The sequence below is a fragment of the Campylobacter sp. CNRCH_2014_2849 genome (assembly GCF_025772845.1).
Taxonomy (GTDB): Bacteria; Campylobacterota; Campylobacteria; order Campylobacterales; family Campylobacteraceae; genus Campylobacter_D; species Campylobacter_D lari_D.
In genome coordinates, this window is sequence record NZ_JAKMSW010000004.1 from 1 (window position 1) to 15,222 (window position 15,222).

Annotated in this window: 15 protein-coding genes and 2 tRNA genes; 13 read left to right on the top strand and 4 right to left on the bottom strand. The window is 29.3% G+C overall.

The genetic code is table 11. The features are described 5' to 3' along the window. Positions 1-448: 448 nt before the first annotated feature. From L8X33_RS03375 to L8X33_RS03390, 4 genes are all read left to right on the top strand, one after another. Positions 449-1,861, top strand: a complete 1,413-nt coding sequence (locus tag L8X33_RS03375; protein WP_220567042.1) for an aspartate ammonia-lyase — start codon at positions 449-451, stop codon at positions 1,859-1,861. 18 nt (positions 1,862-1,879) lie between these two features. Further along, positions 1,880-3,214 carry an anaerobic C4-dicarboxylate transporter gene (locus L8X33_RS03380; protein WP_133319185.1) on the top strand — a complete coding sequence of 445 codons (1,335 nt, stop codon included), beginning with the start codon at positions 1,880-1,882 and terminating at the stop codon, positions 3,212-3,214. A 93-nt stretch (positions 3,215-3,307) separates the two neighbouring features. Next, positions 3,308-4,651, top strand: coding sequence for a TrkH family potassium uptake protein (locus L8X33_RS03385; RefSeq protein WP_133319184.1), 1,344 nt, complete (start codon positions 3,308-3,310; stop codon positions 4,649-4,651). Then, positions 4,648-5,289, top strand: coding sequence for a potassium channel family protein (locus L8X33_RS03390; RefSeq protein WP_133319183.1), 642 nt, complete (start codon positions 4,648-4,650; stop codon positions 5,287-5,289). The genes L8X33_RS03385 and L8X33_RS03390 overlap by 4 nt, the downstream gene beginning before the upstream one ends. Before the next feature lie 237 nt (positions 5,290-5,526). On the opposite strand, the gene L8X33_RS03395 is transcribed toward L8X33_RS03390, so the two are convergent. Continuing rightward, positions 5,527-5,603, bottom strand: a tRNA-Met gene (locus L8X33_RS03395). Between the two features lie 126 nt (positions 5,604-5,729). Between L8X33_RS03395 and L8X33_RS03400 the strand changes: the two genes are divergently transcribed. Continuing rightward, the gene (locus L8X33_RS03400) at positions 5,730-6,380 is read left to right on the top strand and encodes a putative metalloprotease CJM1_0395 family protein (protein WP_263669965.1); all 651 of its coding nucleotides are present in this window, start codon (positions 5,730-5,732) and stop codon (positions 6,378-6,380) included. Here the strand turns inward: L8X33_RS03400 and L8X33_RS03405 are convergent. Further along, a tRNA-Ser gene (locus L8X33_RS03405) sits at positions 6,381-6,468 on the bottom strand. Between the two features lie 52 nt (positions 6,469-6,520). Between L8X33_RS03405 and L8X33_RS03410 the strand changes: the two genes are divergently transcribed. From L8X33_RS03410 to L8X33_RS03425, 4 genes are read left to right on the top strand one after another with little or no spacing between them, the layout of a single operon-like run. Beyond that, positions 6,521-7,867 (top strand): hypothetical protein, encoded by a 1,347-nt coding sequence (locus tag L8X33_RS03410; RefSeq protein ID WP_263669967.1) that lies wholly within the window; start codon positions 6,521-6,523, stop codon positions 7,865-7,867. 9 nt (positions 7,868-7,876) lie between these two features. Next, a complete protein-coding gene (lpoB, locus tag L8X33_RS03415) occupies positions 7,877-8,497 on the top strand; it encodes a penicillin-binding protein activator LpoB (protein ID WP_133319180.1) in 621 nt (206 codons plus the stop codon). Next, positions 8,491-9,366, top strand: coding sequence for a CsgG/HfaB family protein (locus L8X33_RS03420; RefSeq protein ID WP_243705634.1), 876 nt, complete (start codon positions 8,491-8,493; stop codon positions 9,364-9,366). The genes lpoB and L8X33_RS03420 overlap by 7 nt, the downstream gene beginning before the upstream one ends. A 1-nt stretch (position 9,367) precedes the next feature. Next, positions 9,368-10,045, top strand: a complete 678-nt coding sequence (locus L8X33_RS03425) for a class I SAM-dependent methyltransferase (RefSeq protein ID WP_263669969.1) — start codon at positions 9,368-9,370, stop codon at positions 10,043-10,045. On the opposite strand, the gene L8X33_RS03430 is transcribed toward L8X33_RS03425, so the two are convergent. Both L8X33_RS03430 and mutY read right to left on the bottom strand, forming a co-directional pair. After that, positions 10,035-10,886 (bottom strand): radical SAM/SPASM domain-containing protein, encoded by an 852-nt coding sequence (locus L8X33_RS03430; RefSeq protein ID WP_263669970.1) that lies wholly within the window; start codon positions 10,884-10,886, stop codon positions 10,035-10,037. The genes L8X33_RS03425 and L8X33_RS03430 overlap by 11 nt on opposite strands. Further along, positions 10,876-11,904: an A/G-specific adenine glycosylase gene (gene mutY / locus L8X33_RS03435; RefSeq protein ID WP_263669971.1), complete on the bottom strand. Its 1,029-nt coding sequence runs from the start codon at positions 11,902-11,904 to the stop codon at positions 10,876-10,878. The genes L8X33_RS03430 and mutY overlap by 11 nt, the downstream gene beginning before the upstream one ends. Before the next feature lie 89 nt (positions 11,905-11,993). On the opposite strand from mutY, the gene L8X33_RS03440 reads away from it, so the two are divergent. The 4 genes from L8X33_RS03440 to L8X33_RS03455 all read left to right on the top strand — a co-directional run bounded on the left by L8X33_RS03440 (position 11,994) and on the right by L8X33_RS03455 (position 15,219). Continuing rightward, positions 11,994-12,746: an SIMPL domain-containing protein gene (locus tag L8X33_RS03440; RefSeq protein WP_263669972.1), complete on the top strand. Its 753-nt coding sequence runs from the start codon at positions 11,994-11,996 to the stop codon at positions 12,744-12,746. Positions 12,747-12,808: 62 nt separating this feature from the next. Next, entirely contained in the window at positions 12,809-13,234 is a 426-nt protein-coding gene (locus L8X33_RS03445; protein ID WP_263661455.1) for a DUF1104 domain-containing protein, read from the top strand. Position 13,235: 1 nt separating this feature from the next. Next, positions 13,236-13,922, top strand: coding sequence for a response regulator transcription factor (locus tag L8X33_RS03450; RefSeq protein WP_263661454.1), 687 nt, complete (start codon positions 13,236-13,238; stop codon positions 13,920-13,922). After that, positions 13,912-15,219 (top strand): sensor histidine kinase, encoded by a 1,308-nt coding sequence (locus L8X33_RS03455; protein ID WP_263665365.1) that lies wholly within the window; start codon positions 13,912-13,914, stop codon positions 15,217-15,219. The genes L8X33_RS03450 and L8X33_RS03455 overlap by 11 nt, the downstream gene beginning before the upstream one ends. The last annotated feature ends 3 nt before the right edge of the window (positions 15,220-15,222 follow it).

The following is a 15,222-nucleotide window of genomic DNA, read 5'->3' on the forward strand; positions in this document are numbered from 1 at the left end:
ATTTAAAAATAGCAAAAGATAGTGCTGTAATTTCTGATAATGTTAATAAGATAGCTAATGATATCTTAGAAGATGCTAGGAAGAAAAAGTTTTAAATAATTAAACTAAACCCTTAATGGGTTTAGTTTGAGTGATATAAGATTTTAAGTGTTAAGATGATAGCTTATAATCAAATTATCTAAAAAATGATACCCATTACAATCATAACTTCAACAAATACTTCAAAAAAATATACAAAAAATAAATATAATTAATATCATTATAAATAAAATTATTCATAAAATATCCACTATTTAGAAAATGAATATCAATACTTTATATTATTTTATATATTTTTATTAAAATTAGAAAAAATTGGAAAATTTTATGAAACTTTTATAAAAAATTGTTATATAATACCTATTAAGTTCATAAATGAAACTTAAATAAAACCCACAAGGAGTACATCATGGGAACAAGAAAAGAACACGACTTTATTGGTGAGTTAGAAATTTCTGATGAAGTTTATTATGGAGTGCAAACTTTTAGAGCACTAGAAAACTTCAATATGAGTGGTAGAAGACTACAAGATTATCCTTATTTTGTAAAAGCTTTTGCTCAAGTTAAAAAAGCAGCTGCTCTAGCTAACAAAGAAGTTGGAGTTCTTGATGCAGATAAAGCTGATGCTATTGCTAAAGCTTGCGATAGATTGATTGCTGGTGAATTTTTAGATCAATTTGTTGTGGATATGATCCAAGGTGGTGCTGGTACTAGCACAAATATGAACACTAACGAAGTTATCACAAATATTGCTCTTGAAAGTATGGGTCATAAAAAAGGGGAATATCAATACCTTCACCCAAATGATCATACAAATTTAGGTCAATCTACAAACGATACCTATCCAAGCTCAATCAAAGTAGCAACCTATGCAAAACTTAGTGATCTTTTAAAAGCTATGGAAGGCTTAAAAGCTGAATTAGAAGCTAAAGCTAAAGAATACAAAGATATCATCAAAATGGGTAGAACAGAACTTGAAGATGCGGTTCCTACAACCTTAGGAAACACTTTCAATGCTTTTGCTAGCTATATTAAAAGTGATATTGAAAAGATCACAGCAGCTCGTGAGTCAATGAGCTATTTAAATTTAGGTGCTACAGCTATTGGAACAGGAATTAATTGCCACCCTGATTATAAATTTGTGGTTGAGAAAAAATTAAAAGAAATCACTGGTGTTGATTTTAAACCTGCTGAAGACTTCATTGCAGCTACTCAAGATACAGCTGATTTTGTACATGTAAGTGGCGCATTAAAAACTGCAGCTGTAAGATTATCTAAAATCGCAAATGATTTAAGGTTGATGAATTCAGGTCCAAGATGCGGTCTAGCTGAAATTAGTTTGCCTGCTATGCAACCGGGTAGTTCTATTATGCCAGGTAAAGTAAACCCTGTAATTTGTGAAGCAGTTGGGGAAGCTTGCTATGAAGTTATAGGTAATGATGTTACTATTATGCTTTGCTCTGAAAGAGGTGAATTTGAGCTTAATGCTTTTGAGCCAGGCATTGCTTATGGGTTATTTAACTCGATCGTATTGCTTGAAAATGCAATGAAAACTTTAGCTGAAAAAGCTATTAAAGGATTAAAAGCAAATCCTGAAAACTGCAAAAAACTTGTATTAAATTCAATCGGAATCGTGACTGCATTTAATCCTATTTTAGGTTATGAAAAATCTGCAAGTATTGCAAAAGAAGCTCTAGAAACTGGAAAAGCGGTAGGTGATATTTGTCTTGAAAAAGGCTATTTACCAAAAGAAAAAATTGATGAGATTTTAACACCAGAAAATATGTTAAATCCTCATATGACAGAAAAAAGAAAAGCTTAATAACTTAGGAGTTTAATCATGGATATTATGATTATTTTACAACTTGTTGTCTTCCTTGGGGCAATATTCATAGGTATCCGCCTTGGCGGCATAGCAATAGGCTATGCCGGAGGTTTGGGTGTTGTTATTTTAGGTCTTGTTTTAGGCATGAAGCCAGGTAATATTCCTTGGGATGTTATTTTAATCATCGCTGCTGCTATTGCTGCGATTTCTGCAATGCAACAAGCAGGTGGCTTAGACTACATGGTAAAAGTTACTGAAAGAATTTTGCGTAAACACCCAAAATTCATTAATTATCTTGCACCAGCTTGCGGTTGGTTACTTACTATTTTAGCAGGTACTGGTAATGCAGTATTTTCATTAATGCCTGTTGTTATTGATGTTGCAAAATCTCAAAATATTAAGCCATCAGCTCCACTTTCATTAATGGTTGTTGCTTCACAAATTGGTATTACAGCTTCTCCAGTTAGTGCTGCTGTTGTTTATATGACTGGTGTATTAGAGCCACTTGGCTGGAACTATCCTGCATTAATTGGAATTTGGATTGTAACTACTTTTGCTGCTTGTATGATTACAGCTTTTATTGTAAGTTTAATTACTCCAATGGATCTTAGCAAAGACCCTGTATATCAAGAACGCTTAAAAGCTGGTCTTGTAAAAAGTGCTTCAGATGTTTTACATAGTGAAGATAAACCGGGTGCAAAACTTTCAGTTGCTATATTTTTATTTACGGTATTAGCAGTTGTTCTTTATGCTACTGCAATTTCTAATAATATTAAATGGATTGATCCTGTAGTTATCCCAAGAGATGCTGCAATTATGAGCTTTTTATTAACTGCTGCAACTTTAATTACATTCTTATGTAAAGTTGAACCTGCAAAAATTTTAGATACAAGTGTATTTAAATCAGGTATGACAGCTTGTGTATGTGTATTTGGTGTTGCTTGGCTTGGAAATACTTTCGTTGCAGGCCATGAAGCAGGTATTAAAGAAGTAGCGGGTGAATGGGTTAAACAAACTCCTGCTATGCTTGCAGTTGCTTTCTTCTTTGCTAGTATGCTTTTATACTCTCAAGCAGCTACTGCAAAAGCTATTGTTCCAGTTATCGTTGCTGCATTAGGAATTTCAGCTACAAATCCTGCAGATTCTTATATGCTAGTTGCTTGTTTTGCTGCTGTTTCAGCACTTTTTGTACTTCCAACCTATCCTACTTTATTGGGTGCAGTTCAAATGGATGATACAGGTACAACAAGAATTGGAAAATTCATATTTAATCACGCATTCTTTATCCCGGGTGTATTAGCTATTGCTATTGCTGTTTCATTAGGATTTTTAGCAGTAGGAATGCTTTAATGCTCTTGCTTTCCGCTTTTAGCGGAAAGTTTTCTTCTTTTACTTATTAACTAATTTTAAGTAGAATATTTTTTTAATTTTTAAAGAAATAAAATGGCAAAATTATCTTTAGATAGAAATAATATAAGAATCTTATTTATAGGTTATATACTTATAGCTCTTTTTGGCACTTTCATCCTTATGCTACCCATTATGCACACTAAACCAATATCTTTTTTAGATGCATTTTTTACTAGTGCTTCAGCTGTAAGTATGACAGGACTCATTGTGCTAAATACTTCATTAGATTTTAGTTTTTATGGACAGCTTGTTATTTTACTACTTATCCAAATAGGTGGTTTAGGCTATATGAGTATAGCCATGGCTTTATATATTTTAGTACGAAAAAAGATGAGTTTTGGAGAAAAAAATCTTTTAAGAGAATCCTTAATTTATCCTGGTGCTGATGGGCTTGTAGGATTTTTGAAAAAGGTTTTATTTTTTGTATTTGCTATTGAAATTGTTGGTGCTGTTTTATTATTTTTAAGATTTAAATTAGATATGAATTTAACTGATGCTCTATGGGCTAGTATTTTTCACTCCATTTCTGCTTTTAATAATGCAGGTTTTAGCATATTTGAAAGTGGTTTAATGCCTTATAGGGATGATTTTTGGATTAACTTTATCATTACCTCTTTGATTATTATTGGCGGTTTGGGCTATTTTGTATTGCTAGAATTATACTTTTTTTCAAAAAAACGCTTTGCTAGTCTAAGTCTGCATACAAAGCTTGTTTTAATCTCCACTATTATACTAATCATTTTTGCAAGTTTGATTGTGTTTTTATTTGAATATCATAACCCAAAAAGCATAGGAGAATTTTCTCTTTTTGATAAAATTATGAGTGCATATTTTACAGCGGTAAATTACCGAACTGCAGGATTTAATACTCTTGATCTTAGCACCTTTAAGGATGCAAGCTTATTTTTTGGATCTTTGTTTATGATTGTAGGTGGTGCACCAGGTGGAACTGCAGGGGGCATTAAAGTAACTACTATTGCGGTATTATTAATTTATGCATATTGGAGTATTAAAGATAGTAATGCAAGAATTTTTAACTTTGAAATTCCAAGCGAAACTATTAATAAAGCTTTCATTATAGCAGTAAGTTCAATTGTTTATATTATTACCTGTGTGTTACTTTTATCTTTGATTGAAGATGATAAAAGTTTTTTACCTTTGCTTTTTGAAACAAGTTCAGCATTTGCCACAGTAGGTGTTTCAGTTGGCGATGGTGGGACCTTATCACTTAGTGCGCTTTTTAGCTCCGAAAGCAAACTTATTGTTATTTTACTAATGCTTAGCGGTAGAGTGGGTGTGCTTGCGTTTTTATTTAGTATATTTTTTAAAGAAAAAGAAAAATATTTAAATTATCCAAAAGGAAAAATCATACTATGAAAAAAGAAACTTATGGTATTATAGGACTTGGAAGATTTGGCTCTGTTTTAGCAAAAGAACTTATTGACCAAGGCAAAAGAGTTATTGTTTCAGATATTGATGAAGAAGCTGTTAAAGAGTTGCAAGATCATGCAGATTTTGCTTATATCTTAGATTCTACTCACACTATAGCTTTGAAAGAAGCGGGCTATTCAAATGCTGATGTTGTCATACTTAGTATAGGTGAAAATCTAGAATCAAGCATACTTACCTTCATGGCCTTAAAAGAAATAGGGGTAAAAAATATCATAGCTAAAGCAAATTCTTCTACACATGGACAAATTCTTTCAAAACTTGGAGTTAATAAAGTCATCTATCCTGAAAAAGAATCTGCAAAGCGTTTGGCTAAAATTCTTATCACTAATCCAAATTTTGAAATCATAGATCTTTCAGCCAACACCATAAAGGTAGCAAAACTTTTAATCGATGAGAATTTAGCGGGGAAAACTTTGCAATCTATTGGACAAAATTTAAAAGTCATTGCACACAAACAACATGATACTTGGAGCATTATGCCAAATCTAGAAAATACCGCTTATTTAAACGATATATTAATGCTACTTGGCACTCAAGAAGAACTTAATCAATATGATTATTGAAGATTTTAAATGCTACTTTTACTTTGCACTATCAATATGATAAATCTAGAAAAGAAACTCTAGTGTACGGCTACACAGACCCGATCCATATTCTAGGTCACTAAATTTTTAATGTCCTTGTAAAATAAGGACATTACAATAAATTAAATATAATCAAAAAACTATACTTATAAGCATTCTTGAAAGCTAATTTAGAAAATATAAAAAATAAATATAATATTAAAAAGATATTTTAAGTGGTGTCAAGGGGGAGACTTGAACTCCCGACCTCCGGCTTATGAGACCAGCGCTCTAGCCAGCTGAGCTACCCTGACATAAAAAGAAGTTAAAATTATACTTTATTTTGCTTAACATTTTATAAAATACTTATTTTATAAATTTTATATATTTTTTAACTTTTTTGTGCTAAAAATATGAAATTATATTTAAAAAGGATTTTAATGCAAATTAGCTCAAGTTATGGCGGTGCCTTTTATACGCAAAATCCTTATCAAAACAAAGACAAAGAACAAACAAAAGAAAATATTTCTGAAAAAGAAAACCCACAGCAAACAAAAGAAAATAAAAACGATCAAGAAAAAGATGAAAAAACTCAAAAAGTTAATGGTAAAGACTTAAGTAGTGAAGAAGTAAAACAGGTACGAGAGCTTGAAAAAATCGACAGAGAAGTAAGGGCTCATGAAGCAGCCCACCAAGCAGCAGGTGGAGCCTTAGCAGGAGCTGCAAGTTTTGGCTATACAAGAGGTCCTGATAATAAAATGTATGCAGTTGAAGGAGAAGTGCCTATAAGAATGCAAAAAGGCAATACTCCTGAAGAAACTATAGCCAATGCTATGCAAGTAATTGCTGCAGCTATGGCACCAGCTGATCCTAGCCCTCAAGATTATAAAGTAGCAGCTAATGCTATGCAAATGCAAAATGATGCGCGCACCGAGCAAGCTAAAATAAAAGCAGAAGAATCAAAAGCTCAAAACGATAAAAATAAAGACGAAAACGATAAAAAAGCAAATCCAAATTCTAAAGCCATAAAATCATACACACAAAATTCATCACAAGATTACATAGGAAGTCAGTATAATAAAAGTGCATAGTGGCAGAGAGGAAGGGATTCGAACCCTCGGTGAGTTACCCCACACACGCGTTCCAGGCGTGCTCCTTCGACCACTCGGACACCTCTCTAAAAATGAAAATTATAACTTATTTTTTTAAATTTATACTAAAAAGGGATTTTATGAAGCTTTTTTACTCTTGTTTTTATCTTTTTATTTTACTTTTTTTAAGTGCTTGTTCAAATCATGCTAATGTTAATTTATCTTATGAAAAAGCCTTTGTAAACAAACAATGTGATGAAAATACTTTAACTTTAAAAAATGCAGACAAAGACACTATATACACAGGGTTAAATTTAGCCTCTTTAGCAAGAGTTTGTAAAGATTATGAAAAAAGTAATGCTTTTTTTGATAAAGCAGAAGAGGCTTACAAATATGATATAGATTTACAAAACGGGCTTCAGAAAGCCACAAGAAATTTTAGCGAAATTTTACTTAATGACACCATCAATGATTATCAAGGTTATTTTTACGAAAGGATTATGCTAAATACCTACAAAGGTTTAAATTATATGAGCTTGGGAGATTTTAAAAATGCAAGAGTAGAGTTTAATAGAGCTTTATACAGACAAGATAGAATGAAAGAATATTTTTATGATTATATACAAAAAGCTCAAGAAGAATACCAAAAAGAGCTTCAAAAAGATAAAAAAACATATGCGAGTTTTCAGCAAAATTTAAGCCCTATCTATAAACAATATGATAATCTTCTTAGCGCATTTAACGCAAATAAAAATTATACTAATATCTATGCTAGTTATCTTAGTGCTTTATTTTTCTTTTTTGATAAAGATTATATTAAAGCTTATGATCTTTTAAAAGAAGTAGCATTAAGCGATGTAAAAAACAAACAACTTCAAAAACAATTTCAAGTATTTGAAAAATTCACTCATTTAAAAACATCCTTCCCTCAACAAAAATATATTTTTATCATTTATGAAGATGGTTTTAGTGCTACAAAAGAAGAATTTGATCTTACCCTGCCATTTGTTTTTAATGATAATCTTGCAAATATTAGTGTAGCTTTTGCTTATTTAAAATCAAGAAATGCTTCTTATAAATTCTTGCAAAGTCAAGATGAAAAAACACAAAATTTAATTTATTTTGATGATATTATAGCAAGTGAATTTAAAACTCTTTTACCCTCTATGGTGATGAAAACCCTAGCCTCAAGCGCTCTTAAAACTTCAATTAATTTAGCCATAGCTAATAATGATTCTAGTGGCTTTTTATCATTTATTAGCACTGTTAGCACTGCTTTAATCAATAAAGCAGATCTTAGAATGTGGCAAGCTTTACCAAAAAGTGCTAGTATTTTAATGCTAAAAAATGAAGGTTTAGTTAAAATTTATAATGATAAAGAAAAAATAATCTTTGAAGATGAGTTGGAAAAAGATAAAAATTATATTGTGCTTATAAGATCTTTTGTGCCAAATTCAAATATTATTTACAAAATTAAAGAAAAATAAGGAGATAAAATGAAAAAAAGTTTATTTTTTATGGTTTTTGCGCTTTTGATTTTCAGCGCTTGTTCTTCACAACCAAAATACACCGATGGTAAAGCTTCGCAAAAAGTTCAAGGAAACGCACTTACTTTAGGACTTGATAGAGAAGATTTTGAAAAAACTGCTGAAGATATGATACAAAGCTTGCTTAGTGATCCTGCTTTTGCAAATTTAAATAGCTCTAATAGAAAAGTTATTGCCATAGGAAAAATCATCAATGACACCCCGCAAAGAATAGACACAGATAAACTCACTTCGAAAATTACCATAGCATTAAGAAAATCTGGTAAATTTATACTAACAACCGCTGTAGCAGCAGGTGGAGCAAAAGATAGTTTATCTCATGATGTAAGAGATTTAAGAGACAATGAAGAATTTAATCAAAATTCCATAGCTAAAAAAGGCACACTTTTGGCCCCAAATTTCTCACTTTCTGGTAAAATCAGACAAGATACCGTTAAACTTTATAATGGCAAAATCCAAACTGAATATTTTTTCCATTTAATTCTTACAGATTTAACTAGCGGTTTAGCTTTTTGGGAAGATGAAAAAACTATTGATAAAACAGGTAAAAGCAAGAGTGTAACATGGTAAAAAAACTACTAATTCTTTTTTTCGCTCTTGTTTATTTTTGTCAAGCACAAAGCGCTTTAAACAAAGAAAGTTATGGTGAGGGTTTTGGAAATACAAGAAGTGAAGCAATAAAGAATGCCATCAATGAAGCTCTTGGGAAAATGGAGGGCTTAAAACAAGTTAAGCTTAAAAAATTCGAATTTAGCTTTAATGGAAATTTCAATATAGGTTATGATGAAGAAATAGACTTAGTTAGCAATGGAGTTTTTAATAGCTATGATATTAAATCTTTAACCCAAACAAATCAAAATGAATTCCATGCAAAAGTTGTGATTTACAAAAAACTTTATAGTGAAAAAAATCTTGAAGATAAAAGTTCGCTAATTATCATCAATAAAGTTAAAGATGAACTTTCGGCTAAATTTGAACAAGAGCTTTTAAGCGTTTTGCTCCAAAGTAAAAAATTTAGAATTTTAGATAGAGCAAATCTTGATCTTTATAATCAAGAAAAATCTTTACTTATAAAAAATGCAAGCGATGATGAACTTGTTAAGCTTTATAATGTTTTAGGGGCTGATTTTTTACTTATTTTAAACCCTAAAATAACACAAACACAAAATGAAATTAACACTCAAACTTATAATATTAACATTGATTATCGTTTGATAGAATTTGCTACAACTCAAATCAAAGCTTCCAATACCTTAGAATTTAAAATGAGTTCTACAAGCAAATCAAGCAAACAAAAAGCCCTTAGAGGTATAGCTACAAAAATTACCGAAGATATTTTTAAACATTCTAAAGACAATGACAAAGAAGAAGAAATAGAACATGGTTTGGATGCAAACTATCAAATCAACAATGAAGGTGGAGTTAATTTAGGTTTTTAAAATGCAAAAAGCATGGGATATTAATGCAAAATTTTGGGATGTACAAATGGGAGATGATTCTAATGAATTTCATAAAAAAGTTGTGCGTCCTAAAGTTGAAGAATTGCTAAACATACAAGATGATGATTATATTCTAGATATTGCTTGTGGAAATGGAAATTTTTCCGCTTATATGTGCAAAAAATACAACATAAATGTTTATGCTTTTGATTATAGTGATCAAATGATAAAATTAGCAAAACAAAGATGGAAAAATTTTCTACATAAAATTCATTTTCAAACTATAGATGCTACTGATAAATTAACTTTGCAAAATTTAGCTAAAAAACACACCTTTAGCAAAGCTGTTTCAAATATGGCTATCATGGATATGGAAAATATCCAGCCCTTATTTAAAAGTCTTTATTCTCTACTAAAAGAAAATGGAATTTTTGTTTTTGCTACTCAACATCCTTGTTTTGTAACATTAACTAAAAAATATCTTAGTCCGCATAATTATCTTGGGCATGCATTTGAAAAACAACCTGTAAAACATCACTACTATCACCGTTCTTTAGAAGAAATTTTCAACACTTGTTTTAAAAATGGTTTTATCATAGATGGATTTTTTGAAGAACCTTTTTTAGATGAAGAATTTCCTGAAATCATAATTGTCCGAGCAAGGAAAATCAGTTTTTAAATTGCAAAAACTCACACCTTTTGCAAAGATCAGCTTTTAGAATTCCTTGCTTGAAGCCTTCTTTTAATTCTATATATAAAGACGAATTTAAAAGCTCGCTAAAATCTTTTTCAAAACAATTTCCAAGTTTTATATCCCCTTTAGTATCCAAACAACAAGGCACTAAAGTTCCATCGCTTAAAATAGCAATTTGTCCATTTAAAGCATGACAACACCCATTCTCCCTAATAACCTCATCTTTCAAAGAAGGCCATTTAAAAAGCCTAGCTTGGTGTAATATAACATGCCTTTCTAGGCGATTTTTAGCTTTTTGCTTTTGAATTTTTACTTTAAAATTTTGCTCTAAAAAATCATAAATTTTCTCATTTTCTAAAGGTGGGTTGAAATTTTTATCTAAATTCCAAAGTCTTAAATTGATAAAAGAATTGTTTTTATTTTCCAAGTGCAAAAAAATAAGTTTTAAAACAGGCTCAAAGTATTCTTTTAAACTCATTCTACTTTGAGATAAAAAAGCACCCAAAGAAATATTGATTTGTCGTATGTTTTTAGAATCTAAAACAAGTTTTATTTTCTCATCATCAAAATAAAACCCACTTGTAGTAAGTTCTATTTGCATATTAAATTTAAAAGCTATTTTTAGATACTCTTTTAAATTTAAAACCCTTAAAGGATCTCCAAGCACATGAAAAGTAAAAAGCTTGGCATGACTATGCACACTTTTGCAAATTTTTTCAAAATTTTCAAGGCTCATTTGTTTTCTTTGCGCTTTTTGGCTAGGACAAAAATCACATTTTAATCCACAAATATCACTTAATTCTATATAAATTTTCTCAAAATGCATAATCACTCTTTTTAAAAAGCTCAAACGCTTTTAGAGCAAGTTTTGAAAGTGCAAGATATTCTAATTCTTTATAAGAAAATGCTTTTGCTTTTAAATCTTCAAAATCATCATCTTTTAAAAAATACACCTTGGCATTAATTTTATATTTGGTGTAAGAGTGTTTAAATTCACCTATAAATTTTGCATTTTTTTCTTTATTGTATTCTAAAAAATTATACATATTAAAATATAGCTTTTCTTTGCTTTTGATAAGCAAAAACTGCTCATTTTTTTGCACTATGAGTATATTTAAAATAATATTTTCATATTGAGTTTTTTTAGATACATGAAATTTTTCATATTCATTTTTTCCACTACAAAAACTCTCTATGGGGCAAAGCTTGCATTTTGCATTTTTAGGTAAACAAATCAAAGCCCCTATATCCAACAAAGCTTGATTATGATCAAATGCATTATCATAGTTTAAAAACTCTTTTGCTTTTTGCGTTAAAAGTTTAGAGTTTGGATTTTGCAAACTATAAAATCTACTCAAAACTCTTTTAATATTTGCATCCACAAAAGCTTTAGCTTGTAAAAAACCAAAACAAGCTATAGCACCAGCTGTATATTCTCCAATACCAGGAAGTTTTTGAAGCTCTTTAATGTCAAATGGTAATTTTGCATTAAATTCTTGCACACAAATTTTTGCACATTTATGTATATTCCTAGCTCTAGTATAATACCCAAGTCCTTGCCAAGCTTTTAAAACCTCATCTTCACTTGCCATAGAAAGTGCTTTTAAAGAAGGAAATTTAGCTAAAAACTGAAAATAATAATTTTGCAAAACACTCTTTACTTGAGTTTGTTGTAACATAATCTCGCTAATATAAACAGCATAAGCATTATCAATATTTTTTAGCTTTTTTAAATCATCCTCGCTACCATATTTTCTATATTCTTTATGCAAAATACGCCAAGGAAGGTTTTTTCTACCATTCTCGTTATACCATTTTAAAATACTTTCATGAATTTTTCGCATTAAAACTTTCTTTGTTTTTAAAAATTATACAATCTATTCTTAAAAGCTTTATGTTAAAATTAAAAAAATATTTTTAAAAAGGAGTAAAAATGAAAAGTTTTTTAAAAGGTTTAGGATTAGGATTACTTTGTTTGGTATTGTTTGTACTAGGAGTAGTTTTTAATACTGAATTTTTAGGTTTAAAAAATCATAATAAACAAAATGTAGAATTTTCAAGAAATATAGAAGTATCAAATGAAATCATACCAAATGTTTTTAATGCTGTTTTAAATTTTAGTGCGAGCGAAGAACTTAGTAAAAAAACTATCATCTCTAGTGATGAAAAAAATCATATTACTAAAACTTTCAAAGAAATTTCAGATCGTATTACCAAAGAAGACTATTGTAAAGGTGGAAGTTATACTTTAGAGCCAAGTTATAATTATTATCAAGGAGTAAAAACACTTAATGGGTATAGATTGTATTCTAATTTCACTTGTCAAATCTCACAAAATAAAAATAAAGACTATGAAAATCTTATAAAAGATATAGAAAATATCAGCAATACTAATACTTTAATTTCTTTTAATACTAAAGCCTTGCAAGCAGGATTTGACGAAGCAACCTTAGAAGCAAACAAAGAAGATTTATACGATCTTGCGCTTAAAAAAGCTTTTGAAAAAGCTCAATATTATTCTAAAACTTTAACAAAAACTTGCATAGTAAAAAATGTTCATTTTGATAGTTGTAATATCAAATACAATTCTCCAAGTTTAGCAGCTAGTGCAGATAGTGTAGTGCTTCCTGTTATTAAAAATGAAAAGCAAAGCTTAAAAGCTAATGTGCTTTTTGTTTGTCAATAAATTTTATTTTGGCTTTATCTTGGGTTTTTATAATTTCTCATCATTAATTTAAAGGAGAAAAAATGAAAAAAATTATAGGTTTATTTATTATGGGTTCTTTAGCAGCCTCTTTGGCATTTAGTGCTGATTTTTCCAAAAAAAGCAATGATGAAATTTTAAATCTTGCAAAAAGCGTAAAAGCACAAGATCAAGCTGACTTAATTATAGAAATGAAAAAGAGAATGAATGAGATGAAATACAAAGACGCAAAAGTTTTTCATCAACAATTTAAAAGTAACTTACGCGAAAACATCTCTAAACTTTCTCCTCAAGAAAGAAGTCAAAGAAAGGCTATCGTTCAAGAAGATATGCAAAAACTAACCGATGAAATGAGTGGCAAAGAAATACGAGATTTAAATTTACATCATTATAACAAAAATGAACACAAAGCCCATAAAATGAATCATCAAGGGCATAGTGCAAATCATGGAAATTGCTCAATGAGATAAAATGGCAGCAAAAATTCTACTCTTAGAAGATGATTTAAGTTTAAATGAAATCATCAATGAAGCCTTAAGCGATGAAGGTTTTAAAGTCTCTTGTGTATATGATGCACAAGAGGCACTAGAAAAAGCTTATGAAGAAAATTTTGATCTTTGGATTTTTGATGTTAAAGTTCCAAAAGGCAATGGTTTTGAAGTATTAAAGGAATTAAGAGAAAGTGCTAAAAACACTCCTGCTATATTTTTAACTTCTTTATCCATGCTTGATGATGTAAAACAAGGATTTTTATCAGGTTGTGATGATTATATTAAAAAGCCTTTTGATGTTGATGAGTTAATTATCCGTGTAAAAAATATCATTAAAAGAAATTTTAGTCATCAAAAGGAAGACTTAATCTTACTTAGCTCTTCAAAAAATATTTCTTTTGATCCCATCAATAAAACCCTTTATCAAAATGAAGAAATTATCAACCTAACTAATAAAGAAAAAGAACTCCTAGCTTTACTTTTAAAAAAACGCCCTCATTTTGTAAATATAGAAACTATTTTTGACGAAATTTGGAGTTTAGATGAAGAGCCTGTGATTATGAGCCTTAGAGTGTATATCAAAAATTTAAGAAAAATTCTTGGTAAAGACCTTATCATCAATCAAAGAAATATAGGCTATGCCATTAGGCTAGAAAATGAAAAGTGAAAACTTTAATAATACCATTTTTAAAATCCTAGCCCTTTATATCATCACAAGTGGCGTATTTTTAACGATTTTTTTTATTACTTTTTATCAAAAAGAAGCAAATTATATACGACTAAATCAAATCACACACTCATACACTCACTATAATTATATTTTACAAAATATCATCGAAGCAAGACACGATAAAAATTTATTAAACGAAGATGATTTTTCTTATATTTCTAAAAAAATAAATACTCAATTTGCTATTGTTGCAAACAATCAAATCATTTTTAGTAATTTAACTTTTGATGCTTTAAAAATATTAACACAGCTTAAAGAAAACAACTTTATTTACAACGAAAACAAAAGATTATTCATAGATTTTTCAAGGATTAGAAATCTTAATACTTATATAGATACGAGTAATTTAAGAAAGCCAAAACACCATTCTCATTTTTTGAGACATAAAAATATCCATATCATTATAGAAACAGAAGATCTTGGCTTTAAAAAAGAACAATACCGCAAAGATAATTACAATAATTTAGATATTAACGATTATGCTAATGAACTTTGGAAACTAAAATTAAAAACTATTTTTTATACACTTATATGTATTTTACTACTTGCTATAATTGCTTATATACTCATCTTGCTTGTTTTTAAAAATATCAAAGAACAATTTAAAACACTCAATGATTTTATTAAAGATACCACGCATGAAATTAACACACCTTTGAGCGTGATTTTAGCTAGTATTAAAAAATTTGATGATACAAATTTAAATCCAAATAACACTAAAAAACTAAATCATATCAAACTAGCAAGTAAAAATTTAAATCATATCTATCAAAACCTCATAGCCTTAAATTTTTTCTTACAAAAAGAAAATACAAAAGAAGATATAAATTTAAAAGAGCTTTTAGAACAAAGATTAGAATATTTTGACACTTTAATCTCTCAAAAAAATCTCATCATTGAAAAAGAGCTTTTAGAGCAAAATTTCTATGCAAATAAAGAAGAAATGCAAATTTTACTTGACAATCTTTTAAGCAATGCCATAAAATACACCAATACTAATAAAAAAATCTTTATTTGTTTAAAAGAAAAAACACTTAGTATTAAAGATGAAGGTCAAGGTATGAGCGCTAAAGAAATTACTCAAATTTTTACACGCTACAAACGCTTTAATCAAGACCAAGGTGGTTTTGGCATAGGCTTAAATTTAGTCAAACAAATAGCCGATAAAAACAATATCAACATAAAAGTTTTGAGTAAAAAAGATAAAGGAAGTGAATTTATACTTTCTTGGTAGGGA

Excerpts from the sequence above, each read along its gene's own strand:
- L8X33_RS03375 (WP_220567042.1), top strand. The coding sequence starts at position 449 with ATGGGAACAAGAAAAGAACACGACTTTATTGGTGAGTTAGAAATTTCT.
- L8X33_RS03380 (WP_133319185.1), top strand. The coding sequence starts at position 1,880 with ATGGATATTATGATTATTTTACAACTTGTTGTCTTCCTTGGGGCAATA.
- L8X33_RS03385 (WP_133319184.1), top strand. The coding sequence starts at position 3,308 with ATGGCAAAATTATCTTTAGATAGAAATAATATAAGAATCTTATTTATA.
- L8X33_RS03390 (WP_133319183.1), top strand. The coding sequence starts at position 4,648 with ATGAAAAAAGAAACTTATGGTATTATAGGACTTGGAAGATTTGGCTCT.
- L8X33_RS03400 (WP_263669965.1), top strand. The coding sequence starts at position 5,730 with ATGCAAATTAGCTCAAGTTATGGCGGTGCCTTTTATACGCAAAATCCT.
- L8X33_RS03410 (WP_263669967.1), top strand. The coding sequence starts at position 6,521 with ATGAAGCTTTTTTACTCTTGTTTTTATCTTTTTATTTTACTTTTTTTA.
- lpoB (WP_133319180.1), top strand. The coding sequence starts at position 7,877 with ATGAAAAAAAGTTTATTTTTTATGGTTTTTGCGCTTTTGATTTTCAGC.
- L8X33_RS03420 (WP_243705634.1), top strand. The coding sequence starts at position 8,491 with ATGGTAAAAAAACTACTAATTCTTTTTTTCGCTCTTGTTTATTTTTGT.
- L8X33_RS03425 (WP_263669969.1), top strand. The coding sequence starts at position 9,368 with ATGCAAAAAGCATGGGATATTAATGCAAAATTTTGGGATGTACAAATG.
- L8X33_RS03430 (WP_263669970.1), bottom strand. The coding sequence starts at position 10,886 with ATGCATTTTGAGAAAATTTATATAGAATTAAGTGATATTTGTGGATTA.
- mutY (WP_263669971.1), bottom strand. The coding sequence starts at position 11,904 with ATGCGAAAAATTCATGAAAGTATTTTAAAATGGTATAACGAGAATGGT.
- L8X33_RS03440 (WP_263669972.1), top strand. The coding sequence starts at position 11,994 with ATGAAAAGTTTTTTAAAAGGTTTAGGATTAGGATTACTTTGTTTGGTA.
- L8X33_RS03445 (WP_263661455.1), top strand. The coding sequence starts at position 12,809 with ATGAAAAAAATTATAGGTTTATTTATTATGGGTTCTTTAGCAGCCTCT.
- L8X33_RS03450 (WP_263661454.1), top strand. The coding sequence starts at position 13,236 with ATGGCAGCAAAAATTCTACTCTTAGAAGATGATTTAAGTTTAAATGAA.
- L8X33_RS03455 (WP_263665365.1), top strand. The coding sequence starts at position 13,912 with ATGAAAAGTGAAAACTTTAATAATACCATTTTTAAAATCCTAGCCCTT.